We start from the raw sequence: 26,733 nt of genomic DNA, 5'->3' as shown, positions 1-26,733 counted from the left end.
TCAATGCGCCTTGCTGGGGTCAAAGGCGTCGCGCACCGCTTCGCCGATAAAGATTAATAACGACAGCAGCACCGCCAATACCAGGAAGGCGGTGATGCCAAGCCACGGCGCCTGCAGATTGTTTTTGCCTTGCAGCAACAATTCACCGAGCGACGGCGAACCGATCGGCAGACCGAAACCGAGGAAGTCGAGCGACGTCAGGGTAGTGATTGAGCCGCAGAGGATAAACGGCAGGAAGGTCAGCGTCGCCACCATGGCGTTGGGCAGCATATGGCGGGACATGATCACCCGATCCGGCACGCCCATGGCGCGCGCGGCGCGGATGTAATCAAAATTGCGCGTGCGCAGGAATTCGGCGCGCACCACGCCCACCAGGCTCATCCAGCCGAACAGGATGGTGATGCCGAGCAGCCACCAGAAATTGGGCTGGACGATGCTCGACAGCAGAATGATCAGAAACAGCGTCGGCATGCCCGACCATACTTCGATAAAGCGTTGCCCCCACAGATCGAAACGCCCGCCGTAATAGCCCTGAGTGGCGCCGACGCACACGCCGATCAGGCTGGAAAACAGCGTCAGCGCCAGGCCGAACAGCATTGAGATGCGAAAGCCGTACAGCACTCGGGCCAGCACGTCGCTGCCGTTGCTGTCGGTGCCCAGCAGGTTGTGGCGCGAAGGTGGTGAGGGGAAGGGCACCTCGGTAGCGAAGTTGATGGTGTCGTAACTGAAGCGGATTGGTGCCCAGACCGCCCAACCGTGGCGTTCAATCTGCCGCTGAACGAACGGATCCTGATAGTCGGCTTCGGTGTTCAGTTCGCCGCCGAAGGCGGTTTCGCTGTAGTTAATCATAAACGGCAGGTACAACCGGCCTTCATAACGCACCAACAGCGGTTTGTCGTTGGCGATCAGATCGGCGGCCAGGCTCAGGGTGAACAGCACCAAGAAGATCCACAGCGACCAGTAGCCGCGGCGGTTGCGGCGAAAACGCGCCCAGCGCGCCTGGTTGCTCGGGCTAAGGTGGCTCATTGGCGGGCCTCGAAATCAATGCGCGGATCGACCAGGGTGTAGGTGATATCGCTGAGGATATTCAACAGCAGGCCGATCAGGGTGAAGATATACAGCGTGCCGAACATCACCGGGTAGTCGCGCTGCAGCGTGGCGTCGTAGCCCAGCAGCCCCAGGCCGTTGAGCGAGAACATGACTTCTATCAGCAGCGAGCCGGTGAAGAACATGCTGATAAAGGTGGCCGGAAAACCGGCGATCACCAGCAGCATGGCGTTGCGGAACACGTGGCGGTACAGGATCTTTTTCTCATCCAGTCCTTTGGCGCGGGCGGTGGTGACGTACTGCTTGCGGATCTCGTCGAGGAACGCGTTTTTGGTCAGTATGGTCAGGGTGGCGAAGCCGCCGATCACCGTCGCCAGCACCGGCAGGGTGATGTGCCACAGGTAGTCGGCGATCTTTGCCGGCCACGAGAGGGTATCGAAGTTGCTGGAGACCAGACCGCGCAGCGGGAACCAGTCCAGGTAGCTGCCGCCGGCGAACAGCACAATCATCAGGATGGCGAACAGGAAAGCCGGAATGGCGTAGCCGATGATGATCAGCGTGCTGCTCCAGGTGTCGAACGCGCTGCCGTTGTGGACGGCTTTGCGGATGCCGAGCGGGATCGACACCAGGTAGATGATCAGCGTGCTCCAAAGGCCCAGCGTGATGGAGACCGGCAGGCTCTGGCCGATCAGCTGCATCACCGAGGCGCCGCGAAACAGGCTGTCGCCGAAGTCGAAGCGCATATAGTTCCACAGCATGGTGAAGTAGCGTTCGTGCAGCGGTTTGTCGAAGCCGTAGCGTTTTGTGATCTCGGCGATCACCTCCGGATCCAGGCCGCGCGAACCGCGATACTGTCCTTCGGTTGCGGCGGGAACGCCGGCTCGAACATGGCCCAGGCCTTCGCCGACACCGCCGCTGCCAAAACCGCTGCCATGCCCCAGCTCAATGGCGGCGATGGCCTGATCGACCGGGCCGCCGGGTGCAATTTGCACGATAAAGAAGTTGATGGTGATGATCGCCCATAGGGTGGGGATCACCAGCAACAGTCTGCGTATCAGATAGGCCGCCATTCCGACTCCTTATTGCCGTTGAGCCGGTAAACGCGCCGCCTTGTTGACGTCGTACCACCAGTTGTCGAAGCCGATCGCATAGGCCGGACGGATCGGCGGCGTGGAGAACTTGTCCCAATAGGCATAGCGATCGTGGTTGGAGTACCACATCGGCAGCATGTAGTTGTTCCAGGTCAGCACCCGGTCCAGCGCGCGGCCGAGCGGCAGCAGGGCTTTTTCGTCGCCCTGATGGGCGGCGATTTGGTTGACCAGGCTATCGACCGCCGGATCTTTGACGCCGGGGGTGTTGTAACTGGAGTTGACGTACTCCGAACCCCAAATGATTTGCAAGTTGGTGGTGGGGAACGCCATCGCTTGATAGACCGTCGGCATCATGTCGAAATCGCGTTCGCGCAGACGGCGCGTGTACTGTGAGGCGTCGACCTCGCGAATTTGCATATCGATGCCCAGCCGCTGCAGGTTATGGCGGAATGGCAATACGTACTGAAAGTTGCTGCCGCTCAGCAGCATCAGCTCGAAGGTGAACGGCTGGCCGGTTTTGGCGTTGACCAGCTTTTGATTTTTGACCACCCAACCGGCTTCTTTCAGTAGTTGGGTCGCCTTCAGCAGGTTTTGCCGATCGCTGCCGCTGCCGTCGGAAGCGGGTGGCTGGTAGATGCTGGTAAACACCTCAGGCGGCACCTGGCCTTTGAGCGGCGCCAGCAAGGCCAGCTCGGCGGCGTCCGGGTAGCCGCGGGCGGCGTAGGCGGTGTTTTGGAAATAGCTGTCGGCGCGCTGATAGGCGTTGTAATACAGCGCCTTGTTCATCCAGTTGAAGTCGAAAGCCAGGCCGATCGCTTCCCGCACCCGCCGATCGGCGAACTGCGGTTTTTGGATGTTGAATGCCAACCAGCGGGTATTCTGGGCAGCCTGATTGATCTCGTCTTGCTTGATGATGTAGTTACGCGCGAAGTTGCCGCCCTGGTACTGGGTGGCCCAGCTTTTGGGCGACGGCTCGATGCGGAAATCGTAAGCGCCGGCCTTGAAGGCTTCCAGCGCTACTTTATCGTCCAGGTAATAATCGTAGCGAATGCTGTCGAAGTTATAGCGGCCGCGGTTTACCGGCAGGTTGGCGGCCCAGTAATCGCGCACTCGCTGGTAGGTGATGTACTGGCCGAGACGGTAATCGCCGATTTTATACGGGCCGCTGGCGAGCGGCGGGATGTTGAGCGGCTCATTGAGCTTATGCCCTTGCCAAAAAGCAGCCGGGAGGATCGGCAGACTGCCGAATAGCGACAGCATCGCCTCTTTGTTCGGCTGTGGAAACTCCATACGCACCGTCAAACGCGAGATAGCCTTGACCGTGACGCCTTTGTAATAAGAGCGAAACTGCGGCACGCCTTCGGTCATGAACTTGTTGAAGGTAAAGGCCACGTCGGCGGCGGTGATCGGGGTGCCGTCCTGGAAGCGGGCGCGGGCGTTGATGTCCACTTCGACCCAGCGCAGATCGCTGGGGTAACGGGCCGATTCGGCAATCAGCGGATAAAAGCTGCCGGGTTCGTCGTCGGACGTCGCGAACAGGGTATCGTAAAGTTGGTCGGTACGGGCACCGGGCACGCCGCGGGTGGCGAAGCGGTTGAAGTTGTCGTAGGTGCCGATGGCCGCCAGCCGCACGTCGCCGCCTTTGGGCGCCGCCGGATTGACGTAGTCGAAATGGCTGAAGTCGGTGGCGTATTTCGGTTCACCGAGAAGGGCGAAAGCGTAGCTTTCGTTGAGGGCTTCGGCCTGCAGACCGAAGCTCAGTGCCGAGAGCACCAGAGCAGCGAAAATGCGCACGGACATCGGACGGTAAGCTCCTGCTGTGGAATAAAGTACAACTGCGCCCAGCATAACATTCTTCGGGCAGGCACAGGGTAAAGATGCTTAAAGATTAACTATTTTTTTGCCTGATAATCAAAGACCTGATGAGCATTGCAGTAAGCAACGAAATTGTCGATGCTTAACGGTTTGCTAAAATAGTAGCCCTGCATAAAGTTGACGCCGTGCTCCTGCAGGAACTGCATCTGCTCGGCAGTTTCCACGCCCTCGGCCACCGTCAGCATTTTCAGCTTTTTCGCCAGGGAGATCACCGCATCCAGCACCGGCGCGGTGACCGTGTCCTGGCCGATGGTGTTGACGAAGCCACGGTCGATCTTCAGGTAATCCATAGTGAAACGTTCAAGGTAGATCAACGCGCTGTGGCCGGTGCCAAAATCGTCCACCGCGATCTCAATGCCCTGTTTGTGCAGCCAGTCGAACTCTGCCAGCGCGCTTGCTTCTTCCACCATGCCGCGCTCGGTGATTTCAAACACCAGCGTAAAATAATTGCCCGGCAGCTGCGCCAACAGTTCATACACGTCCTGGTGGAACGACGGTGCGCTGAGGTGGGTAGGGGAGATGTTGAGGCCGACTTTGCCTCCCTGTGGCAACGCTTTAGCGAGCTGCGGCGCATCTTCGGCGATTAGCCGGAACAGGTGGCGGGTAAGCGGCACGATCAACCCGTTATTTTCGGCGTAGGGGATAAAGACATCGGGTGGGATACGGCCCTCGATCGGATGCTGCCAGCGGATCAACGCTTCCAGCCCGCCGATGCTGTTGCTGCTGGTATGGAACACCGGCTGGTATTCGATAAAGAACTCGTTGCGCTTGATGCCGCGCAGCAGCGCGCGTTCGGGGCTTTGCCGCAGCAGCAGCATATAGTAGCAGAGTACGCCGATCATTAATGACAGCACCAGGCTGCCCAGCAGCGTCAGGCGAATGTCGTTGGGTGTCAGCTTCTCGTTGTAGAACATGATGGTCAACGGAAGATTGGGCAGCGTCAGGTTATCGGCTTTACCTTTCGGCAGCTGATCGACCGGCATCAGATTCGGGCTGAAGGTGGTCAGCGCGCGGTTGCCCATCACTATGGCGATGCCCGGCGCCTGTTCATCGTGTGAGGTGAACAGCAGATAGGGCATCAGATCGATGTCCAGCGTAGCGAGGATGCCGGTCGCCCGCTCGCCGGGATGCCGCAGCCAAACCGCAACCGCTGGCTTATTTGGCACGATCGGCGTGCCCTGCTGCAGCTTCAGATCCAGGGGCAGATCCCAGTCGATGTCCTGATAGAGGTTTTTCATCGGCAACATCATGTCGCCGGTAGCGGAGGAGCAATAGGCGTAACCGTCCTTCACCAACAGGAAAGTGCGCACGCCGCTGGTAAAGGCCGCCTGGTAGGTAATGTCTGATTGGCTGGAGAGGCAAGGCTTGTCCAGCAGCGGCATCATTTGCTGCATCACGGCCATCAGGTGCGAGATATAGCCCTGCGTGAATTTTTGCGTACGCGCTTCGACCTTGTGTTGATATTGCGTACGCTGGTGGTTGATCAAAGAAAGCGTGACCGCGGTGAATAGCGTAAAAAATACCAGGGCGGCGACACAGCTTTTAGCCAGGCTGCGCTGTCGGTGCGACACGCTGCGGGCGAAAGCTCTTTTCAACCCCATAGTCGAGCCCTCTGCAACTGGGCATCAGGAGTGTCGCTCAGCCATTTAATGGATTGTGCCAACGGCTTTTTTTTCATTTTTGCTGTTTATCCCGTACCCAACCGGCGGCGCTGTTTAAATACGCGGCGTCACCGATAAAAATATAATGCGCATATTTTAAGCGGAAACGTTTTAAATAACGCCGGGGCGCCGTTGCCGTCATCTGACGATAATAGGCGAGTTTTGCTTCGGCGGCGCGATTTCCAGCCAACAGTTTATCAAAATAATGGTGTGCGGTGACGTTAAGCGGGGAAAGGTGACGATAAGGCAGGAATCAATTTCGATGATACCTGTTCGACAGCCAAAAAAACGCCGCCCGTAGGCGGCGCTTATCGCTCGTTTGGTCTTCAGGATCTTCAGGGCATTACACCGTCAGCCGCTGGTCAGCACCCGACGCGCTTCTCGATAACGTTTATCCCAGTAGTTATCGGTCAGCTTGGAAATCATGACGCCACTGCTGGTGGAAGCGTGAACGAATTGATCGTTGCCTAAATAGATGCCGACATGGCGCCCGGTAGAACCGGCGCGGAACAGCACTAAATCACCGGCGCGCAGCTTGGTGCGCTGGATTTTCTTGCCGAGATCTTCCTGTTCATAGGTAGAACGCGGTAAATCCATACCGAACTGTTCGCGGAAGGTGCGCTGGACAAACGCCGAGCAATCGATGCCGCGCTTGGTGTCACCGCCTAAGCGGTAGCGAACGCCTTTCCAGTCCGCGTACTGATCCATAATCTTTGACTTGACGTCAACGTTGCGGACCATCGCTTCGAATTCATCCTGAGAGGCTTGCAGTAAAAGACCGTCTTTGTCATTAACTGCACGCATCTCAGTTTGTGCGTTATTCAAGTTCGAAGTGTGAGTCGAGCTGCACGCTGACAGCATAACCGCAGCGGCAATTGCAGGGACTACCCGCAAAAAATATCTCAGAAACGGTTGAGATTTGACCATTGTTGTTGTTTTCCCTTGAAGTCCTTAACGACGAAAGTCGCTACCTGAAAAATGCCAAACGGAACGAGCCTAGTCCGCACCTGTTGCATCGACAACCAGTTACCGCTGAAAACGTGCGAGAACGCACATTTTTATCGGATTCCATACTGATTCGACTTAAACCAGGCACAAACGCATCTGAGATTACCGGAACAAATAGGGGATTGCGAGTCTTTTTCCCGTCTTTTTTATATGAATTTGTGATGTAACATAATGTAAAACTTCATATAAAAAACGCCAATTGTCCGATGTATGAATTTGGCGTGAAATCAGGTTGCAAAAGCGTTAACGGTCGGCGGCGAAATTCTGCGTTCAGCGAAGGGATAAAGGGCGGGAGGCGGGCGCCTCCCGGTATGAGTCATAGCCGCACGTTATGGCTGGCCGGGGCGGTGGCTACCGGGCAACAGGCGGTTTAAACGCTCGACAATCCAATCGCTGCAAGGTGTCATCAGCACCCAACTGGCGCCAACCAGCACTACGGACAGCGAGCCGACGGCGATATCGGTAAACCAGTGAGCGCCAATCATCACGCGTGGCAATGAAAAGACCAGCGTAATCAGGAGGGCGACGGCGAAGGCGCCGCGGCCGAAATAGCGCAGCATAAAGCAGGAAAAAATAATCAGCATCATGCCGTGGTCGCCGGGGAAGCTGTCGCCGGAAGCGTCCTTGGTGGGAATGCCGGTCAGCTCGCTGACGCGATTGATATTGTCGAAGGTCAGGGTGGGGCTCGGATGTTTCACCGGCAGCAGGTGACCAAGCTGATTCAGCACCACGGCGGTCAGCAGCATCACCACGCCGGTGATCACCAGGCGGCGGCGGCCGGCCGCGTCCTGCTTCAGGTAGAAGAACAGATACAGCAAACCCATGGCGAGCAGCGAGATAACGTCGAACGCGCGGTTGTTGGTGATGGCGACCAGGTGCAAAAATGCCGGGTCGGTGGCCAGATGGCGGTTAAAGAAGAAGAAAATCGCCGAATCCAGGGTAAACCAGCCGCCGTGATTGGCCGGCAGGAACCAGGACAGAAACAGCGCAATGCCCAGTAAGTTGAAGAAGAGAATGAAGGGTAAATTGCGGCGTGTCATGACATAACCTGTTGAAAAAATGAAAACGAAACAAAACCCGGCCGCCCTGCGACAACCGGGGGGGCAACGGTACGGGGTTTAACTTAAACGAATCTTAAACAAGGCGGATTGCAGGGCGTTCCAGTCGGCATTTTCGCTGTGGATCAGTTCAATCCGGCTGTCGAGCGGCGCGATCGGGCGGGTTTCGATGCTGAGATCCTGTCCCTGGCGATTGATCAGCAACGTACCTTCGGGGATGCGCACCACGCCTTTGGCGCGTTCGACCGGGGCCAGTCGCACCCACTCCATAAAGCTGACGGTGTCGAACTGGGTGTCGCCGTCAAAAATCCAGCCACAGCTGGTGAAGCCTTGCCCCTCGTTCAGCGCTCGACGCCAGCGGGCGTGCTCCGGCAACCGCAACGCCGCCAGCCCCTGCGTTTTCGCCTGACCATGATGATGCTGCGCGTCCGGTAATTCTGTACGATTCGTGCGCGGAAGTGACAACAGCGCGGTATCCGCCTCGCCTTGCGCGATGGTATAGCAGGGCCGCTGCAGCGGATCTTGCGCCCTCCAGGTTTCCAGCGCCAGCCGATCTTCCGGCTGATAGGTATCGCTTTTGCTGGCCAAAATGATGTCGGCCGCGGCTAACTGATCGCGGAAATTTTCGTTATCGCGATAGCGGGGCTGGCTGAGGTGACGGGCATCCAGCAGGCACAGCGTGGCCTGCAGATCGATCCAGCCGGCATAGCTCTCTTGGGTCAGCAGCGACAGGATTTGTTTCGGATGTCCAAGTCCGGTCGGCTCGATCAGCAGCCGGTCCGGTTTGGCCTGCTGCAACAGCATATTCAAGCCCACCTGCATCGGCAGGCCGTTGACGCAGCACATGCAGCCGCCGGGGATCTCTTTGAGCACCGCGCCGGTGTCCGCCAGCAGCGCGCCGTCGATGCCGATCTCGCCGAATTCATTGACCAATACCGCCCAGCGTTCATGTTCGGGCTTATGAGCCAGCAAATGGCGGATGGTGGTGGTTTTACCGCTGCCGAGGAAGCCGGTAATGAGATTGGTTTTAGTCATTAATAATTCCCGGTGCAAAAATTAACCTGCTTAATAAATGAGTTACGCTGCCTTATCGGTGAAGCGGCGGCGATTTAATTTGTGCTCTATCTCGCAAATTTTGCACGTCACCCTGCGTTTTTCAACCGGTAAAATCCACGGTTCATGACAAGAAAATTCTTAGATAAAACCCTGTATTAGATACGGTTAACTTTTGTTAGTAGCTTGTTTTTACATTGTTAATGACGCGATTAACGATCAAATCTCGTCCCTTTCCTTGCGATTATTCCTAACAAGATCCTCTATGGTTAAATTGGCTTAACTAAAAATGAGGTTGCCATGAATGCCTTTCGGTTATTTTTGATCGTAGGAATGTTGTTTTCATGGACGGCAGTGAGTCATGCAGGAGTGGCCGGCGGAGTCATTCGCTTCGTCGGTTCTATCGTTGAAAGTCCTTGCACGGTCAATATTGCAGATTCTAAGGCGAATACGCAGTGTTACCGCAACGGCCAGCGTTATCAGGCCCAGCAAGCGTTGTCAGGTTTTGATACTACACGCAAAGAACTTCCGCTAAATCTAGGCACAACCGAAATGAAGTGGGTAGACCAACAGAAGAAACTCGCTGTTATGACGGTCGTTTATCGTTAAGTCGTTCCGCCATGCCGGCGTAACGTTACGCCGGCATGGTTATTCTCGGCCTTGCAGGCTACTCACCGCATCACCCACTCCCTCACCGTTTCACGCGCTCCGCGATCGCGCAGCGACAAATAGGCTTGCGTCACGGCGTCTGTAAACGCCGCATGTGTCGCCAGCGTTTCACCGAACACCGATTTCAGCGCCAGCAGCCCCTTAACGCGCCGCCGATCGTCCGGCGTTGCGGCGATCGTCTGTTGCAGCACGTCTGCCAGCGGATCGCGAATGTCGATCCGCTGACCGGCATCATCGACGCCGCCAACGTAACGCATCCAGCCCGCCACGCCCAGCGCCAGCCCGCTATAGTCGCCGCCGTGCCGCAGATGCCAGCGCACCGTGTCCAGCAGGCGCTGCGGCAGCTTCTGTGAACCGTCCATGGCGATCTGCCAGGTAAGGTGTTGCAGCGCCGGATTGCTGAAGCGCGCGATAAGCTGTGCGGCGTAGTCGGGCAGACTGATGCCGGTGACGCTTAGCGTCGGGGCCTGTTCGTCCAGCATCAGCCGCAGGGCGGCGCGGCGATAGTGCTCATCTGCCATGCACTCGTTGATGTAGCGGTAGCCGCCCAGGTAGCCCAGATAAGCCAGGAACGAGTGGCTGCCGTTCAGCATGCGCAGCTTCATGTGCTCAAACGGCAGCACATCGCTGACCAACTGGGCACCGGCCAGCTCCCACGCCGGGCGTCCGGCGGTGAAGTTGTCTTCCACTACCCATTGAATAAAGGGCTCACAGGCGATGGCGCATTCGTCGCGCACGCCGCCCAGCGCGGCGGCGATCTCATCCAGCGTGGCCGGCGTGGCGGCCGGCACGATGCGATCTACCATGGTGCAGGGGAAGGTGGCGGCGGTGGCGATCCAATCGGCGAGCGCCGGATCCCGCGCCTGCGCCAGATCGAGGACCGCCCGACGCAGCACGTGGCCGTTCTCCGGAATATTGTCGCAGGAGAGCAGGGAGAAGGCGGGCAGGCCGCGTTCGCGCCGCAGCCGCAGCGCCTCCACCAAAATGCCGGGCACGGTCTGCGGCTGATGCGGCGCCGCCAGATCGGCGACGATCCCCGAATGCTGCCGATCCAGCCGCCCACTGCCGGGCTCGATGCAGTAACCTTTTTCGGTGATGGTCATCGAGACGATCGCCACCTGCGGCTCGGCCAGCTTCTCCAGCACCGCGGTGATGCCCTCCAGTTTGCGATGCAGGCTCTCATGCACCGCGCCGACTACGATGGCCTGATGGCTGTCCGCGCCTTTTTCCAGCACGCTGTACAGATGATCCTGTTGCCGCAGCGCCTCAAACAGCGGCACGCCGCCGGAAAGACTGATTTCGCAAATGCCCCAATCGCCGCCGTGGGCGTTCAGCACCCGATCGGTCAGCAACGCCTGATGCGCGCGGTGGAACGCGCCGAAGCCGAGGTGCACGATGCGGCTGCGCAGGGCCTGACGGTCATAGTCCGGCTGCCGGACGGCGCTCGGCAGCGGGGTGTTGGCGATCGTTTTCATCTCATCTCCAAAGCATGTAAGACATCTGGCGGGCCACTTGCCTCAAGTTAGCAGACCAGTTTTCTGCCGTACAGGCAGGGCGGCGCCGACGATAAAAAACTGCGCTCAGTGTAAGGTTGTCGGCCAGTTAAAGAAATTGGTCAGTCCAAAATAAGCCAGAATCGTGAAGTGGATCAACCAATGAGGGGTTCGGTTTTGACAGCACAGGGCGAAGGAGTAAGTTAAAGATAACTGACATCTAAATTAAACTGGTATAACAGCATCGCGGTGCGAAACAGGCATAAGGACAAAACATGGAACAAACATGGCGTTGGTATGGCCCGAACGATCCGGTCTCTTTAGACGACGTGCGTCAGGCTGGGGCGACCGGGGTGGTGACGGCGTTACATCATATCGCGAACGGTGAAGTCTGGCCGATCGACGAGATCCGCGCGCGCCAGGCGCTGTTGGCGGAAAAGGGGCTGGTGTGGTCGGTAGTTGAGAGCGTGCCGGTGCATGAGGAGATCAAAACCCACAGCGGCGACTGGCGGCGGTACATCGCCAATTACCAGCAGTCGCTGCGCAACCTGGCGGCCTGCGGCATCGACACCGTCTGCTACAACTTCATGCCGATCCTCGACTGGACGCGCACCGATCTGGCCTATCCGCTGCCGGACGGTTCCAAAGCGCTGCGTTTCGATCAGATAGCCTTTGCCGCGTTCGAGCTGCATATCCTGCAGCGTGCCGGCGCCGAGGCCGACTATACGCCGCAAGAGCGCAGCCAGGCGGCGGCCTGTTTCGCCGCCATGAGCGAGGAGGAAAAAAACCGGCTGACGGGTAACATCATCGCCGGGCTGCCGGGGGCGGAAGAGGGCTACACGCTGGAACAGTTCCGCCGCCGGTTGGCGGAATACGACGGCATCGACAAGGCGCGGCTGCGAGAAAACATGGCGGTCTTTCTGCGTGCCATCGTGCCGGTGGCGGAAGAGGTTGGTATCCGGCTGGCGGTGCACCCCGACGATCCGCCGCGGCCGATCCTCGGCCTGCCACGCATCGTCTCTACGATTGAGGACATGCAGTGGCTGAAGCAGACCGTCGACAGCATTTATAACGGTTTTACCATGTGCACCGGCTCCTACGGCGTGCGCGCCGACAACGATCTGGTGCGGATGATTGAAACCTTCGGCGATCGCATTCACTTTACCCACCTGCGTGCCACCTGCCGCGAGGAGAACCCGAAAAGCTTCCACGAAGGGGCGCACCTGCAGGGCGATGTGGACATGGTGGCGGTGATCGAAGCGATCTTGACCGAAGAGCTGCGTCGGCAGCGGGCGGGCGATCGGCGGCCGATCCCGATGCGTCCCGATCATGGGCATCAGATGCTGGACGATTTGAAAAAGAAAACCAATCCGGGCTATTCGGCCATCGGACGGTTGAAAGGGCTGGCGGAACTGCGCGGCGTCGAGCTGGCGCTCAAGCGGCGCTTTTTCCCGGAATTGCCGTAGCGCAAAACGAAACGGGGCCAAGTACCGGCCCCGTGGGCGCCGGCTAGTCGGCGCGGCTCATATAGCGGCGTTCGGCGATATGAATGCGAATTTTGTCGCCGGCGCTGAGGTATTCCGGCACGTGGATCACCAGACCGGTCGCCATGGTGGCCGGTTTGTTGCGGGCGCTGGCGGAAGCGCCTTTGATGCCCGGCGCGGTCTCGACGATTTCCATGTCCACGGTCTGCGGCAGCTCCAGAGCCAGCACCTGGCCGTCCAGCGTCAGCACCTGCATGCCCGGCAGGCCGCCTTCCGGAATGAACAGCAGCTCGTCTTCGATCTGGTCTTTCTTGAAGATGTACGGAGTGTAGTCTTCGTCATCCATGAACACGTATTCTTCGCCGTCGATATAGGAGAAGTTCACCTTGCGACGCGACAGGGAAATGGTGTCCAGGATATCGTCGCCCTTGAAGCGTTCTTCCACTTTCAGGCCGGTGCGCACGTCGGAGAAGCGCATTTTGTACAGGGTGCTGGCGCCGCGGGCGCTCGGGCTCTGCACGTCGATATCTTTTACCAGCAGCAGCTTGCCGTTGTAGCTGATCGCCATGCCGCGCTTAATTTCGTTAGCTCTTGCCATTTCAATTCATCCGCAATGAAGAGTATTAGAGAAGTTGCGACAAGGTACTCGCGCCGCCGATTTCAGGCAATAGCCCGGCGTAAAAACAGTGCGGGAAAGGGAGAGCGGGCGCCCTCCCTTCGAGGATCACTGGAAGACCGGCAGCAGGCCGAACAGCGACAGAATATGCGCGGCGGCGTTGATCAGCCCGAACAGGATGACGAACAGGATCACGCCGTTGCCGCCCGGTGCGCGGTAATCCGCCTGCGGATAGCGGCGGCGGCTGGCGCGCGCCATCAGCGCCGGCACGATCACTGCCCAAATGGTGGCCGCCAGCCCGGCGAAGCCGATGGCGTACAGGAAACCGTTCGGGAACAGCAGCGCGGCCAGGGTCGGCGGCACAAAGGTCACCAGTGCGGTCTTGCTGCGTCCGACGGCGTCGTCCTTGAACTTGCAGAAGTCCGCCAGGTAGTCGAACAGGCCCAGCGACACGCCGAGGAACGAGCTGGCCAGCGCCATATAGGAGAAGGCGTTCAGCAACTGGCTGACGGTCTGGCTGCTGGAGACGTTGCCCATTTGCTTGAGCAGGCTGCCGATATTGCCGCCCTCGGCGATCACCTGCTTAAAGGCATCGCGCGCGATATTGCCCTGAATCACATACTGCCACAGGATGTAGATCGCCAATGCCAGCAGGGTGCCGTACACCAGGCTGCGCACTACGGAGCCGCTGTCCTTGTGGTAGTACTTCACCAACCCGGGAATGTTGCCGTGGTAGCCGAATGAGGTCAGCAGGTAAGGCAACGCCGCCAGGGCGTAGGGCAGATAGCTGGCCTGGTCATCGCCGGTGTTGAACAGCACCGCAGGCTGCACGTGGGTGAACATGTCGCCCACCGACATCACGAAGGTGATCACCATACCGCCGATCAGAATGGTGCTCAGGCGATCGACCGCGCGGGTGGAGAGCCAGACGATAAACGCCACGACCAGCGCGAACACCAGGCCGGCGGTGGTCTGGCCGACGCCGACGATGCCCTCCAGCGTGTGGGCGATGATCGAGCCGCCGGCGGAGATATAGGCGTAAGTCAGGATATACAGCACGAACGCCACCGACAGGCCGTTCACGGCGTTCCAGCCTTTACCCAGCAGATCCTTGACCATGGTGTTGAAACTGGCGCCGCTCGGGTAGTGCAGCGTGGCTTCGAGGATCATCAGGCCGGAAAGCAACATGCAGGCCCAGGTATACACCAGCAGCGCGACGGAGCCGCTGAACCAGACGCCGGAAGTGACGATCGGAATGGAAAACATGCCGGCGCCAACGGCGGTACCGGCAATGATCATCGCGCCGCCGAGAACGGAAGGGCGGGCCAGCTTCTGGATGGTGTCCGTAGACATGAGGGCTCCTGGGATGGGTTCTTTTGTACTAGCTCAATGGTACATGGGCGCATGACGCATGTAAAGCGGGGGAATTGCACGTTTCACGCGTTTTTTCCTTTAAATCAAGGTTTGTTGGGCGTTTATTCGCCATAGGTGAAACCGGTGGCGCAGGGCGATGAGTGTAAAGATCGCAAGGGGGCAGGGATTCTGCTGGCGGCCACCGCACGCGGCTGCTATTGTCGCGCTTCTTTTCCCCAGCCCACCAGGAGTAGCGCTGATGGACTGTCGCAGCGACTGCGGCGCCTGCTGTATCGCGCCGTCAATATCCAGCCCGATCCCTGGCATGCCGAACGGCAAGCCCGCCAATACCCGCTGCATTCACCTGGATGAACGGCTGCGCTGCGGCCTGTTTCATTCGCCGCTGCGGCCGAAAGTGTGCGGCAGCCTGCAGCCGAGCCGCGACATGTGCCACGATCACCGCGATCAGGCGCTGATTTATCTCGCCAGGCTGGAAGCGGACACCGCGCCCTAAGCGTCTTTCAACCGCCACAGGCACAGCGTGGCCCCCACCGTCATCGCCAGCGCGGCGTAAAACACCGCATGGTAGTTCCAGATTTCCGCCACCGCGCCGGCGATCGAGCCGGCGATGATCCAGCCCACCCGGGTGGTGTTGGTGAACAGCGTGGTGGCCACGCCGGCCTGGCCGGGCATCAAATCCTGAAAATAGAGCATGCCGATCCCCGCCAGCACGCCGATAAACGCCGCATTCAGCAGCTGCAGGGCGATGAGCGGCCAGCTGCCGGTGATAAACAGCAGGCCGCAGTAGAACAGCACGCCGGCGACCACCGCCCCGCGCATCAGGCGGCGTTTGCCGCAGCGCTTCGCCGCCAGGCCGGCGAGCAGCATGACCGGGATCTCCAGCCCGGCGGCGGCGCCCATCAATATCCCGGCCAGCCGCTCCGGCAGCCGCAGCTCGTGCACCACGTACAGCGGCATGTTGATCAGATACATGCTGTTGGCGGTCCACATCAGGGTGCAGGCGACGAACAACAGCAGCGAATCGCGGCGGTGCTGCCGCGGTGCGGCCAGGGGCGCGTTCGTCGCCGCGGTTTTCGGCATTGAGGGCAGCCGTTTCCACACCAGCAGGCCGCACAGCACAAAGGCCGCCGCGCCCGCCAGATACATGGCCTTGAAGCCGAAGCCCAGCGCCAGCGCGAAGGCGATCGGCGGGCCAATGACCCAGGCCAGGGAGACCTGGGCGCGCATGATGGAGGTGAACATCACCGCCTCGCGGCCGGTACGGTCGGCATGCTCACGCGCCAGCGCAAACATCTGCGGGTTGGCGGTGGAGCCGAAGCTGGTAAGCACCACGCCGACGATCAGCAGCAGGTAATAGTCGCGGTTCCAGGCGAACAGCGTGAACCCCAGCGCACCCAGCATGCAGCAGAGGAAAATAAGTGACTTGCGGTCGCCTTGTTTATCCGAACGGCCGGCGAGAAACTGACTGACCAGAATGCCGATCACCGCGCTGCCGGTAAAGAACAGCCCGACCAGCGCCGGCCGTACCTTGACCTCGGTTTCCAGAAACAGACTCAGCGTCGGGGTTTGCAGGGCGCCGGCGATGCCGGTAAGAAACGCCACCGCCAAAAAGGCCAGCGAAGTGAGATCGGGCGCGCGTCGCGTTACTGCGGATGAAGTCGGCATGGTGGTTGAGAATTCGTCGAAAAAGGAAGGTCGCGCGCATCATACGCCCGTTGAAATGAAACGCAAACCGCTCCCTTGCGGCGAAGGGTAAACGGATATGTCGCGCGGCGACGAGAAAAAAGGGGCGCGTTGCGCCCCCCTTGCTTGCCGATAAATCAGGCGCCTTGCGGCACCGCGTGCGCGGTATTTTTCAATACCGGCCCCCGATACTTCTCGATCTGCAGCTGCGCCATCTGCCCGCAGTTGCCCTGCGCCAGGCTGGAAGAGCCGATGTCGAAGGTCAGGCAGTTGACGTTGCCGTTCTTGCACAGCGAGCCGGGTTGCGCCGGATCGGCCGGATCGAACCAGGCGCCTTCGCTGATGCGCACCACGCCCGGTCGCACGTCTTCGCTGACCACCGCGCCCACCAGGATCTGACCGCGATCGTTGAACGCCCGCACCAGATCGCCGATGCTGATGCCGCGCGGCTGCGCGTCTTGCGGGTGGATCAGGATCGCTTCACGATCCGCTACTGCGTATTTCTCGCGCAGCGGCGTATTGTCGAGCTGAGAGTGCAGCCGGTTGGTCGGGTGCGCGGTATTGAGCGACAGCGGGTATTTAGCCGCTTCCGGGCCGCGATACCACTCGTGCGGCGGCATCCAGGTCGGGATGCCGGGGCAATCCTCGTAGTGCATTTTGGCGATAGCATCGGAGTAGATCTCGATCTTGCCCGACGGCGTGCCCAGCGGGTTCAGCAACGGGTTGTCGCGATAGTCGGCGAAGCGCACCCACTGCTTGTTGGCCTCCGGCACCGGGAAGCGCACGTAGTTGTTGGACTGCCAGAACATGTCGAACGGCGGCAACGCCACCCGGGCGGCGCGGGCCTGGTTCTTCATGTCGTCGTACATGCCTTTCAGCCACTGGGTTTCGTCCTTGCCCTCGGTAAAGGCTTCCTGCACGCCCAGTTTGGCCGCCATCGCCGAGAAGATATCGAAGTCGCTGCGCGACTCGTGCTGCGGCGGCACGCATTGATGCATCGGGAACACATAGAGCTGCGAATAGTCGCCGCCCATCTCCAGATCGTTGCGTTCGTAGCTGGTGGTGGCCGGTAGCACGATGTCGGCATGCTTGGCAGTGGCGGTCCAGTAAGGCTCGTTGACCACGATGGTGTCCGGCCGCTGCCAGGCTTTGACCAGGTTATTGGTGTCCTGATGCTGGTGGAAGGTGTTGCCGCCCGCCACATACACCATTTTCACCTCGGGATAGGTGACCTTGGCACCGTTGAAGTCGATGGTTTTGCCCGGGTTGCTCAGGCATTCGGCGATGCGCGCCACCGGGATCGGCGCCGGCGAGTTCTTCGGCGCATTGCCGGCGGAGATGCCGGCGATGATGCCGCCTTTGGCGGTTGGGCTGCCGCCGGAGGAATAGTGGTAGCTGAAGCCGAAGCCGCCGCCCGGCAGGCCGATCTGGCCGAGCATCGCCGCCACCGTCACCAGCAGCCAGTGTTGCTGTTCGCCGTGGTGCTGGCGTTGAATGCCCCAGCCGCCCATGATCATGGTGCGATGCTTCGCCATCTCGCGAGCCAGCCCGCGCAGCGTGTCGGCATCGACGCCGCTGATGTCGGCCGCCCATTCGGCGGTTTTAGCGACACCGTCGCTCTCGCCCAGCAGGTAGGCCTGGAACTTGTCGAAGCCGACGGTGTAGGTTTTCAGGAAGTCCGGGTTATGCAGCTTCTCGGTCAGCAGCGTGTGGGCGATGCCGATCAGCATGGCGCCATCGGTATAAGGACGCGGGGCGATCCACTGCGCATTGACGAACTTGGCGCTGTCGTTATGTACCGGATCGATGCTGATCACCCGGGTGCCTTTCTTCTTCAGCGCCTCGAAGCCGGTCTGGCCAACGTGATCCGGCACGTTCCAGCTGTTTTTCAGCGTGACCATCGGGTTGCAGCCCCACAGGATCACCAGCTCGCTGTTCTCGATCACGTTCGGCCAGGCGGTCTGTTGTTCGTAGACCTCCATCGAACCGACCACGTGCGACATGATCACCTGCGCCGCGCCGGTAGAGTAGTCGCCGGCGTAGCCGAGGAAACCGCCGGTCAGGTTCATCAGGCGCTGCAGCAGCGTGCGGCTGTTGTGCAGCATGCCGACGCTTTTCCAGCCGTAGGAACCGGCGTAGATCGACTGCGGCCCGTGATCTCTTTGCAGGCGAGTGATCTCATTGCACACCAGCTCGGTCGCTTTGTCCCAGCTGACGCGCACCCACTCGTCACGGCCACGCAGCTCGGTGCGGCTGCCGGGGCCGCCCTCCAGCCAGCTTTTACGCACCATCGGGTATTTGATGCGGTTCTTGGCGTGCACCTGATAAGGCGCCATGGTGATCAGCTCATTCGGATACGGATCGTCCTGCACCGGCTGCACGCCGACCATCTTGCCGTCTTGCACGATGGCCTCGAACGCGCCCCAGTGGGCGCCGGTCAGAATCCCTTTTTGCGCCTGACGCAAGACGATGAACTGCGGCAGCGCTTCGCTGATGGCCTGCGCCAGCGCCGCTTTGGGCCATAAGCCTGCCAGCAGCGGGGCGGCGGTCAGCGCGGCGGCGCCGGTCAGGAAGCGGCGGCGGCTCATTTTTAACGGTTGTTGGTTGCTCATTGCGCTTCTCCCTTTAAAGCTTGGCCGGTGCGGCAGGTGGCATGTCGCTGGCGTGTTTTTGTACGTATTGCGTCAGCACGCGCAGCTGTTCCTGCGTCAGCGAGGTGCGCGGCGCCATGCCTTTGATGACGCCGATCCATTGGTTGGCGTTGAAGCGATCGAGCGCGGTCAGCCCGTGGCAGCCGGTGCAGTTGGCCGACATCATGTCCGCAGCGTAGCGCCAGATTTTTTGCTGATCGTCGATCAACTGTTTGCGCGGCAGCCACACCTGCAGAGAAACCTGGTGCCAGACCAGGCCGGTTTCCGCGTCGGTCTGGGTGGAGGCGGTCTTCAGCTGTTTGCGTGCGTCTTCGCCCAGCAGCACGCTGAGGATGCGTTTGCCCTGCGCGGCGTAGAACACTTCGCTGACGCCGTCCTGCTGCCAGCCGCTCACGGTGGCCAACACTTTGTCGCCATCCTGCTTCACCACCTGCACTTCGGTGGACGGCATCAGGTTGCCGGCGTTATGGCTGTCGTCCGCACTGAGGAAGAACGGTTCGGTCGCGATGGTGTAGAGGGTGGTGGCGTCCGGTGCGGTCAGCGCCGCAGCCTTCGCCAACTCGGCGGCGCCGGCCTGGGTTTCGCCGCTCATATCCGGCAGGATGTGGGCCACGCCCTTATGGCAATCGATGCAGGTCTCGCCCTGTTTGATTGCCACCGGGTGCTGCAGGCGCGCTTCAGGGCGCTGGGCGGTGATGTCCATGGCGTCGTAGCTGTGGCAAGATCGGCAAGTGGCCGAGTCGTTCTCTTTTAGCGTTTTCCAGACTGATTGCGCCATCGCCAGCTTGTGCGCTTCGTATTTTTCCGGCGTATCAATGGTGCCGACCATCTCGCCATAAATGTCTTTCACCGCGCGGATCTTGGTCCACAGGTAATCGATCGGCTGGTGCGGCACGTGGCAGTCGGCGCACTCGGCGCGGATGCCCTTGGTGTTTTGGAAGTGGACGCTGCCCTGATATTCGGCCAGCGGCTGTTGCATGGTGTGGCAGGAAACGCAGAAGGCGGTATCGCTGGTTTTATGGAAGACGGTGGCGGTCCCGGCCAACAGCGCTGCGCCGAGGATAATCCCCAGCAGCAAAAGCCATAGCCATCCCCACCGGCGCTTTTTTTCAAAGCCAGTCAGTTTTTTGCTCATGGTAAACCCGCTTATAATTATGAATTTAAAATAAAATCTTGCCAAAAGGCCGCCGACCGGAGGTCAGAATGCCACGTCGATTGCAGGGATAATAATAGAAGAGGGTTAACCCCATAGGGTTATCCGTAGTCAAAAAAATGGCATATATCGCAAAAAATAGCGTTATATTCTGATGTATATAGCGGTGGGGCGGTACGGCAGGGGAAGCGAGCGCAACATGCGCTCGCGATGGATCAGACCGTGGGCACATAGGCCTGGCCGCTCAGCCACAGGCGGATGGCGGTGCGGCTGGCTTCGAAATGCGGCTCCGGTAGGGCATCTGGCGCGCACCAGCGCCACTCGGCGCATTTCTCGGGTTCTCTCAGCTCGGCGTCTCCACCGGGATGATCTACCTGCAGGCAGATAGACACCGTGTGTTTGCCTTCGGCGCGCCAGGTTTGCAGATTGTTGCTGACGCCCACGAAGCGAGGCGGATCGATGAGCAGCCCGGTCTCTTCGGCGATTTCGCGTTGGGCGCACTGCTCGAAGGTTTCACCGGCCTCCAGGTGTCCGCCAGGGATCGACCAAAAGGGCGCGTGGGAGCCGCAGCGTTTACCCAACAAAATCTCGCCTTGCGGGTTGACGATGATCACCCCGATGCCCGTCACTACGTTCATGCTTTTCTCCGTCAGCAAAGTTTCAGCACAGTATGTCATTTCGCCCCGGCGCTGACCAATGTGCCGGCGAAAGTGTGCGTAAGCTCAAAAATCTGCAATGGCGAAAGTGAGAAAGCTTGCTTTCGTCTTGCGCTGCTCACACACTCCTTGAAACGTTTCAGCGTTATCCGGCCGCTTGTGGCGAGCGGATAGCGCTCCTTTTTCTCAATGAAGCTGAAACGATTCAATTCAGCAGGAGAGGAGAATCATGTTCCAGTTGTCACCGCAAGACATTCATCTGGGTGCCGTTGCCGACGGTAAACAGGAAGCCATTCGCCAGGTGGCCGCCGCCCTGACCGAAGCCGGCTGCGTCAGCGCCGGCTACGTGGACGGCATGCTGCAGCGCGAACTGCAGACGTCCACCTACCTGGGCAACGGCATCGCCATTCCGCACGGCACCACCGATACCCGCGATCTGGTGCTGAAAACCGGCGTGCAGGTGTTCCAGTTCCCGCAGGGCATTGCCTGGGGCGAAGGCCAGACCGCCTATGTGGCGATCGGCATCGCCGCCCGTTCCGATGAGCATTTGGCGCTGCTGCGCCAGCTTACTCACGTGCTGAGCGATGACAGCGTGGCGGAACGGCTGGCGAAAACCACCTCTGCGGAAGAACTGCGCAGCCTGCTGATGGGCGAGCAGCAGAGCGCCGAATTCCAGTTCGACGTTTCGCTGATTGCGCTCGACGTCGCGGCTGACAGCCTGATGACGCTGCAGGCGCTGAACGCCGGCCGGCTGCAAAAGATTGGTGCGGTCAACGCGCAGTTCGTCAGCGATGCCATCACCCGCAAGCCGCTGAACCTGGGGCAGGGCATCTGGCTGAGCGACAGCGTCGAAGGCAACCTGGCCAGCGCGGCCACCGTCAGCCGCCCGGCGCAGGCTTTCGTTGAAGACGGCGAGCCAGTGGCGCTGCTGCTGACGGTGTCGGTCGCCGATGCACAGCCGCTGGCGGTGCTCAACTACCTCGGCGATCTGCTGCTGGTCAACAAAGCTGAACGCTTGCTGAAGGCGGATGCCGCCGGAGTGCTGGCGCTACTGACCAGCGAAGTGGCTGAGGAAAGCAGCGTGTTGAGCGCCGAGTTCGTGATCCGCAACGAGCATGGCCTACACGCACGGCCGGGTACGGCGTTGGTCAACGTGATCAAAAGTTTCAACAGTGATATCACCGTCACCAACCTGGACGGCAGCGGTAAGCCGGCCAACGGGCGCAGCCTGATGAAGGTGGTGGCGCTGGGCGTGAAGAAAGGGCATCACCTGCGCTTTACCGCCAATGGAGAAGATGCTGAAGCCGCGCTGAAGGCGATCGGCGAAGCGATTAATGAAGGACTGGGCGAGGGCGCAGCATGAGCAGAAGAGTAGCAACAATCACCCTGAACCCGGCGTACGATCTGGTGGGTTTCTGCCCGCAGATCGAGCGCGGGGAAGTCAACCGGGTAAAAACCGCCGGCTTGCACGCCGCCGGTAAGGGCATCAACGTCGCCAAAGTGTTGAAGGATTTGGGCATCGACGTCACCGTCGGCGGTTTTCTGGGCAAAGACAATCAGGACGGTTTCCAGCTGCTGTTCAGCGATCTGGGGATCGCCAACCGCTTCCAGGTGGTGCCGGGCCGCACCCGCATTAACGTCAAGCTGACGGAAAAAGACGGCGAAGTCACCGACTTCAACTTCTCCGGTTTTGAAGTCACGCCGCAGGACTGGGATCGCTTCGTCAGCGACTCGCTGAGCTGGCTGGGCCAGTTCGACATGGTAGCGGTAAGCGGCAGCCTGCCGGCCGGCGTCGATCCCGATGCCTTTACCGACTGGATGACCCAGCTGCGCGCCAAGTGCCCGTGCATCATTTTCGACAGCAGCCGCGAAGCGCTGGTCGCCGGGCTGAAGGCCTCACCGTGGCTGGTGAAGCCGAACCGCCGCGAGCTGGAAATCTGGGCCGGCCGCCCGCTGCCGACGCTGGCGGACGTGGTCGAGGCCGCGCATGCGCTGCGCGAACAGGGCATCGCCCACGTGGTGATCTCTCTCGGCGCGGAAGGCGCGCTGTGGGTTAACGCTTCCGGCGCCTGGATCGCCAAACCGCCGTCCTGTGAGGTGGTCAGCACCGTGGGCGCCGGCGATTCGATGGTTGGGGGCCTGATTTATGGCCTGCTGATGCGCGAATCCAGCGAACACACCCTGCGTCTGGCCACGGCGGTAGCGGCGCTGGCGGTCAGCCAGAGCAACGTCGGCGTGACCGATCGTCCCCAGTTGGCCGCGATGATGGCGCGCGTCGATCTGAAACCTTTCAATCAATAGCAGGAGGCAGAATGAAAACGCTGCTGATGGTAGACAGTTCGCTGGGGCAGGCTCGTGGCCACCTGGCGAAACGCATGCTGGAGGCCGCCGCGGCCAAAGCCGGCCTGACGCTGGTCGAGACACTGCAGGACGCCGAACTGGTGGCGGTGGCGGGGCAGTCTGCCCCTGCTGACGCCGAGCTGAACGGCAAATTGGTGTATGTGGGCGACGTGGAACAGGCGGTGCGTGAACCGGACGCGTTTCTGGCGCGCGCCAAGACTCAAGCTGAAACCTATCAGGCGCCGCAGGCGGCGCCGGTGAAAGTCGCTGGACAAAAACGCATTGTGGCGATCACCGCTTGCCCAACCGGCGTGGCGCACACCTTTATGGCGGCCGAAGCCATTGAAAGTGAAGCGAAGAAACGCGGCTGGTGGGTGAAGGTGGAAACGCGCGGCTCCGTCGGCGCCGGCAATGCCATCACCCCGGAAGAGGTGGCGGCGGCGGATCTGGTGATCGTCGCGGCGGATATCGAGGTGGATCTGGATAAGTTTGCCGGTAAGCCGATGTACCGCACTTCCACCGGCCTGGCGCTGAAGAAAACTGCCCAGGAACTGGATAGGGCGCTGACCGCGGCCGAGGTATTCCAGCCGCAGCAGCGCGGCAACGCGGCGCCGGCGGGTAAGAAGAAAGAGGGCAACGGCCCGTATCGCCACCTGCTGACCGGCGTGTCTTACATGTTGCCGATGGTGGTGGCCGGCGGTCTGTGCATCGCGCTGTCGTTCGTGTTCGGCATCAAGGCGTTTGAAGTCAAAGGCACGCTGGCTGCGGCGCTGATGCAGATCGGCGGCGGCTCCGCCTTTGCGCTGATGGTGCCGGTATTGGCCGGTTTCATCGCCTTTTCCATCGCGGATCGTCCGGGCCTGACGCCGGGCCTGATCGGCGGCATGCTGGCGGTGAGCACCGGCGCCGGGTTCCTCGGCGGCATCATCGCCGGTTTCCTGGCGGGGTACGTCGCCAAAGCGATCAGCAGCAAGCTGCGCCTGCCGCAGAGCATGGAAGCGCTGAAGCCGATCCTGATCATCCCGCTGGTGGCCAGCCTGATTACCGGTCTTATCATGATTTACGTGGTCGGCACGCCGGTGGCGAAAATCATGGAAGGCCTGACCCATTGGCTGCAGTCGCTGGGCACTGCCAACGCGGTGCTGATGGGAGCGATCCTTGGCGCGATGATGTGTACCGACATGGGCGGCCCGGTGAACAAAGCGGCCTACGCTTTTGGCGTGGCGCTGCTCAGCTCCTCGGTGTATGCGCCAATGGCGGCCATCATGGCTGCCGGTATGGTGCCACCGCTGGCGATGGGGCTGGCGACGCTGCTGGCACGCCACAAGTTCGAGAAATCCGAACGCGAAGGCGGCAAAGCGGCGTTGGTGCTGGGCCTGTGCTTTATCTCTGAAGGGGCGATCCCGTTTGCCGCCCGCGATCCGATGCGCGTGCTGCCGTGCTGCATCGCCGGCGGTGCGCTGACCGGTGCGCTGTCGATGGCGTTCGGTGCCAAACTGATGGCACCGCACGGTGGATTGTTTGTGCTGCTGATCCCGGGCGCGATCACGCCGGTGTTGCTGTACCTGGCGGCGATCGCCGCCGGGACCCTGCTGGCTGGCGTGGCTTACGCCCTGCTGAAGCGTGCTGAAGTGCCGGCGGCCAGCGTGGCGTAACGGCGATTCAGCCATAAAAAAACCGGAGCCCAGGCTCCGGTTTTGTCGTTTTGGCGCGGCGTTACTGTTGCGCTTTCAGCCAGGCGATCTCTTCCGCCCAGATATCCGGGTTTACCGTTTCCAGAATCAGCGGGATATTGTCGAAACGCGGATCGCGCATGATGTAGCTGAACACCGTTTTGCCGATGTTGCCTTCCCCCAGGCTGTGGTGGCGATCGACGCGGCTGTTGAACTCGCTCTTGGCGTCGTTCAGGTGCATGCCGCACAGGTAGTTGAAACCGACGATGTCGCCAAGCTGCTTAAAAGTGCGCTCGCATTCTTCTTCAGTACGCAGATCGTAACCGGCGGCGAAGGCGTGGCAGGTATCGATGCAGACGCCGACGCGGCTCTTGTCTTCCACGCCGTCGATGATCGCCGCCAGATGTTCGAATTTGAAGCCCAGGTTGCTGCCCTGGCCGGCGGTGTTTTCGATCACCGCCGTCACGCCGGCGGTTTTATCCAACGCGATGTTGATCGATTCGGCGATACGCGCCAGGCACTTGTCTTCATCGATTTGCAGCAGATGGCTGCCCGGGTGGAAGTTCAGCAGCGTCAGCCCCAGCTGTTCGCAGCGTTGCAGTTCGTCAATGAACGCCTCGCGCGATTTTTCCAACGCGTCGGCCACCGGATGACCCAGGTTGATCAGGTAGCTGTCGTGCGGCAGGATTTGGCCCGGCCCGAAACCGTACTGCGCGCAGGCGCTCTTGAACTTATCGATCACGTCGGCGGCCAGCGGTGCGGCCTTCCATTGACGCTGATTTTTGGTGAACAGGGCGAACGCGGTCGCCTCCAATTCGTGCGCGCGGATAACCGCCTGATCCACGCCGCCTGACGCGCTGACATGTGCACCGACAAACTTCATCTTCATTCTCCTGTGTTATCGGTGACATTATGGCATTGATGGCGGGTGGAATAAATGCGGCCCGCCGAAGCGGGCCGCAGAAGGGAATGATTAGAGCCAGTGTTGCACCAGTTGGTTTATCGCACCGCCGCCGACCAGCAGCCAGGCGAACAGCAGCGTGGCTAACAGAATCGGTTTCACCCCGGCCTGACGCACGGCGCTGATGTGGGTGGTCAACCCCAGCGCCGCCATCGCCATCGCCAGCATCCAGGTGTCGGCGGTGATCAGGTGACGCACCAGCGTGGCCGGCAGCAGGTTGAAGGAGTTCAGCCCGGCGACGGCGATAAACAGCACGGCAAACCACGGAATGGTGATGGCGGATTTTTCCGCCTTGCCTGCGCTGCCACGGCTGATGTAGCCCGACAACAGCAACAGGAACGGCGCCAGCATCATCACGCGGATCATCTTGGCGATCACCGCCGCATTTTCGGCGTCCGGCCCGATGGCGTGCCCAGCAGCGACCACCTGAGCCACTTCGTGGATGGTGGAGCCGGCGTAGATGCCGAAGGTTTCCTGGCTGAACGGCAGCCACTGGAAGTGTTCGTTCAACTGATACAGCCACGGGTAAGCGAAGATCGCCAGGGTGCCGAATACCACCACGGTCGAAACCGCCACCGCCACTTTGCTGGAGTCGGCCTTCAGCACCGGCTCGGTGGCCATCACCGCCGCCGCGCCGCAAATGCTGCTGCCGGCGCCGATCAGCATTGCGGTCTGGCTGTCGATGCCAAACACTTTCTTGCCGAGCCAGCAGGCCAGCAGGAAAGTGGTGGTCAGGGTCAGCGCATCGATGATGATGCCGCTGGCGCCCACGTCGGCGATTTGCTGAAAGGTCAGCCGGAAGCCGTAAAGGATAATGCCCAGACGCAGCAGGCGCTGCTTGGCCAACTGCACGCCGCCGTGACAAACGGTTTGCAACTGAGGATACAGCGTGTTGCCCACCAGAATGCCGAGCAGGATCGCCAGCGTCAGCGCGCCCAGGCCCAGCTCCGCCACCCAGGGAATGTCGCCGGCCCAGACGGCCAGCGCGGTGAGCGCGCCGGTCAGTACCAGCCCCGGAACCAGCCGCGGCAGGCCGAACAGCGGGAAGCGTCGCTCGGGATAAGTGTGAGTGGTATCAGTCGCCATAAAAGTCAGTCCTTCAGTCTGTTTCTTGCTGCCAAGAGTACGTTTGGGCTGAATAAAAGAGAAATTGATTATATATTTATAACCTATCTGAATAAGTGGTA

At 60.3% G+C, this 26,733-nt stretch carries 23 protein-coding genes; 6 read left to right on the top strand and 17 right to left on the bottom strand.

Annotated elements, in window-relative coordinates:
* The 8 genes from EGY12_RS22870 to EGY12_RS22835 form a co-directional block, all read right to left on the bottom strand.
* A complete protein-coding gene (locus EGY12_RS22870) occupies positions 1-1,026 on the bottom strand; it encodes an ABC transporter permease (RefSeq protein ID WP_123895484.1) in 1,026 nt (341 codons plus the stop codon).
* Positions 1,023-2,117, bottom strand: a complete 1,095-nt coding sequence (locus EGY12_RS22865; protein WP_049199348.1) for a microcin C ABC transporter permease YejB — start codon at positions 2,115-2,117, stop codon at positions 1,023-1,025. Before EGY12_RS22865 ends, EGY12_RS22870 begins: the two co-directional genes overlap by 4 nt.
* A gap of 9 nt (positions 2,118-2,126) precedes the next feature.
* The gene (locus EGY12_RS22860; protein WP_123895483.1) at positions 2,127-3,938 is read right to left on the bottom strand and encodes an extracellular solute-binding protein; all 1,812 of its coding nucleotides are present in this window, start codon (positions 3,936-3,938) and stop codon (positions 2,127-2,129) included.
* 92 nt (positions 3,939-4,030) lie between these two features.
* Entirely contained in the window at positions 4,031-5,614 is a 1,584-nt protein-coding gene (locus tag EGY12_RS22855; RefSeq protein WP_123895482.1) for a cyclic di-GMP phosphodiesterase, read from the bottom strand.
* Between the two features lie 73 nt (positions 5,615-5,687).
* Positions 5,688-5,864 (bottom strand): hypothetical protein, encoded by a 177-nt coding sequence (locus EGY12_RS23420; protein ID WP_172962950.1) that lies wholly within the window; start codon positions 5,862-5,864, stop codon positions 5,688-5,690.
* A 161-nt stretch (positions 5,865-6,025) separates the two neighbouring features.
* The gene (mepS, locus tag EGY12_RS22850; RefSeq protein WP_038876300.1) at positions 6,026-6,601 is read right to left on the bottom strand and encodes a bifunctional murein DD-endopeptidase/murein LD-carboxypeptidase; all 576 of its coding nucleotides are present in this window, start codon (positions 6,599-6,601) and stop codon (positions 6,026-6,028) included.
* 410 nt (positions 6,602-7,011) lie between these two features.
* On the bottom strand, positions 7,012-7,722 hold the full coding sequence (locus tag EGY12_RS22840) for a phosphatase PAP2 family protein (RefSeq protein ID WP_123895481.1): 711 nt from the start codon (positions 7,720-7,722) through the stop codon (positions 7,012-7,014).
* Positions 7,723-7,800: 78 nt separating this feature from the next.
* Positions 7,801-8,775 (bottom strand): GTP-binding protein, encoded by a 975-nt coding sequence (locus tag EGY12_RS22835; RefSeq protein ID WP_123895480.1) that lies wholly within the window; start codon positions 8,773-8,775, stop codon positions 7,801-7,803.
* Positions 8,776-9,093: 318 nt separating this feature from the next.
* On the opposite strand from EGY12_RS22835, the gene EGY12_RS22830 reads away from it, so the two are divergent.
* Positions 9,094-9,402, top strand: coding sequence for a type 1 fimbrial protein (locus tag EGY12_RS22830; protein ID WP_033639838.1), 309 nt, complete (start codon positions 9,094-9,096; stop codon positions 9,400-9,402).
* A 62-nt stretch (positions 9,403-9,464) separates the two neighbouring features.
* Here the strand turns inward: EGY12_RS22830 and EGY12_RS22825 are convergent, their stop codons facing one another.
* Positions 9,465-10,937 (bottom strand): mannitol dehydrogenase family protein, encoded by a 1,473-nt coding sequence (locus EGY12_RS22825; protein WP_123895479.1) that lies wholly within the window; start codon positions 10,935-10,937, stop codon positions 9,465-9,467.
* Positions 10,938-11,230: 293 nt separating this feature from the next.
* On the opposite strand from EGY12_RS22825, the gene uxuA reads away from it, so the two are divergent.
* Complete coding sequence (gene uxuA / locus EGY12_RS22820) at positions 11,231-12,421, top strand: mannonate dehydratase (RefSeq protein WP_123895478.1); 1,191 nt, start codon at positions 11,231-11,233, stop codon at positions 12,419-12,421.
* Between the two features lie 43 nt (positions 12,422-12,464).
* Here uxuA and yeiP read toward each other — a convergent pair whose 3' ends face one another.
* Together yeiP and mtr are read right to left on the bottom strand one after the other, a co-directional pair.
* Complete coding sequence (yeiP, locus tag EGY12_RS22815; protein ID WP_004935725.1) at positions 12,465-13,037, bottom strand: elongation factor P-like protein YeiP; 573 nt, start codon at positions 13,035-13,037, stop codon at positions 12,465-12,467.
* Positions 13,038-13,163: 126 nt separating this feature from the next.
* On the bottom strand, positions 13,164-14,408 hold the full coding sequence (mtr, locus tag EGY12_RS22810; protein ID WP_123895477.1) for a tryptophan permease: 1,245 nt from the start codon (positions 14,406-14,408) through the stop codon (positions 13,164-13,166).
* Between the two features lie 259 nt (positions 14,409-14,667).
* Here mtr and EGY12_RS22805 point away from each other — a divergent pair, with 259 nt between their 5' ends.
* Complete coding sequence (locus EGY12_RS22805; protein WP_015378527.1) at positions 14,668-14,922, top strand: YkgJ family cysteine cluster protein; 255 nt, start codon at positions 14,668-14,670, stop codon at positions 14,920-14,922.
* On the opposite strand, the gene EGY12_RS22800 is transcribed toward EGY12_RS22805, so the two are convergent.
* From EGY12_RS22800 to EGY12_RS22785, 4 genes are all read right to left on the bottom strand, one after another.
* A complete protein-coding gene (locus EGY12_RS22800) occupies positions 14,919-16,094 on the bottom strand; it encodes a sugar efflux transporter (protein ID WP_123895476.1) in 1,176 nt (391 codons plus the stop codon). The two genes, EGY12_RS22805 and EGY12_RS22800, sit on opposite strands and share 4 nt — an antisense overlap.
* 155 nt (positions 16,095-16,249) lie before the next feature.
* Positions 16,250-18,724, bottom strand: coding sequence for a trimethylamine-N-oxide reductase TorA (gene torA / locus EGY12_RS22795; RefSeq protein WP_123895475.1), 2,475 nt, complete (start codon positions 18,722-18,724; stop codon positions 16,250-16,252).
* A 13-nt stretch (positions 18,725-18,737) separates the two neighbouring features.
* Positions 18,738-19,898, bottom strand: a complete 1,161-nt coding sequence (locus tag EGY12_RS22790) for a NapC/NirT family cytochrome c (protein ID WP_123895474.1) — start codon at positions 19,896-19,898, stop codon at positions 18,738-18,740.
* Between the two features lie 233 nt (positions 19,899-20,131).
* Positions 20,132-20,554: an NUDIX hydrolase gene (locus EGY12_RS22785; RefSeq protein ID WP_123895473.1), complete on the bottom strand. Its 423-nt coding sequence runs from the start codon at positions 20,552-20,554 to the stop codon at positions 20,132-20,134.
* A 247-nt stretch (positions 20,555-20,801) separates the two neighbouring features.
* On the opposite strand from EGY12_RS22785, the gene fruB reads away from it, so the two are divergent.
* The 3 genes from fruB to fruA are packed head-to-tail and all read left to right on the top strand — an operon-like array spanning position 20,802 to position 24,567.
* Positions 20,802-21,935 carry a fused PTS fructose transporter subunit IIA/HPr protein gene (fruB, locus tag EGY12_RS22775; protein WP_123895471.1) on the top strand — a complete coding sequence of 378 codons (1,134 nt, stop codon included), beginning with the start codon at positions 20,802-20,804 and terminating at the stop codon, positions 21,933-21,935.
* Positions 21,932-22,873, top strand: coding sequence for a 1-phosphofructokinase (gene fruK, locus EGY12_RS22770; RefSeq protein WP_015378523.1), 942 nt, complete (start codon positions 21,932-21,934; stop codon positions 22,871-22,873). The genes fruB and fruK overlap by 4 nt, the downstream gene beginning before the upstream one ends.
* An 11-nt stretch (positions 22,874-22,884) precedes the next feature.
* A complete protein-coding gene (gene fruA, locus EGY12_RS22765) occupies positions 22,885-24,567 on the top strand; it encodes a PTS fructose transporter subunit IIBC (RefSeq protein WP_123895470.1) in 1,683 nt (560 codons plus the stop codon).
* Positions 24,568-24,628: 61 nt separating this feature from the next.
* On the opposite strand, the gene nfo is transcribed toward fruA, so the two are convergent.
* A complete protein-coding gene (nfo, locus tag EGY12_RS22760) occupies positions 24,629-25,468 on the bottom strand; it encodes a deoxyribonuclease IV (protein ID WP_123895469.1) in 840 nt (279 codons plus the stop codon).
* A gap of 90 nt (positions 25,469-25,558) precedes the next feature.
* Entirely contained in the window at positions 25,559-26,632 is a 1,074-nt protein-coding gene (locus EGY12_RS22755) for a YeiH family putative sulfate export transporter (RefSeq protein ID WP_123895468.1), read from the bottom strand.
* Positions 26,633-26,733 lie beyond the last annotated feature (101 nt).

Origin of the sequence: Serratia sp. FDAARGOS_506 (genome assembly GCF_003812745.1) — a bacterium.
GTDB lineage: Bacteria > Pseudomonadota > Gammaproteobacteria > Enterobacterales > Enterobacteriaceae > Serratia.
The sequence above is the reverse complement of the archived record's forward strand: the minus strand, read 5'-3'. Positions and strand labels throughout refer to the sequence as shown.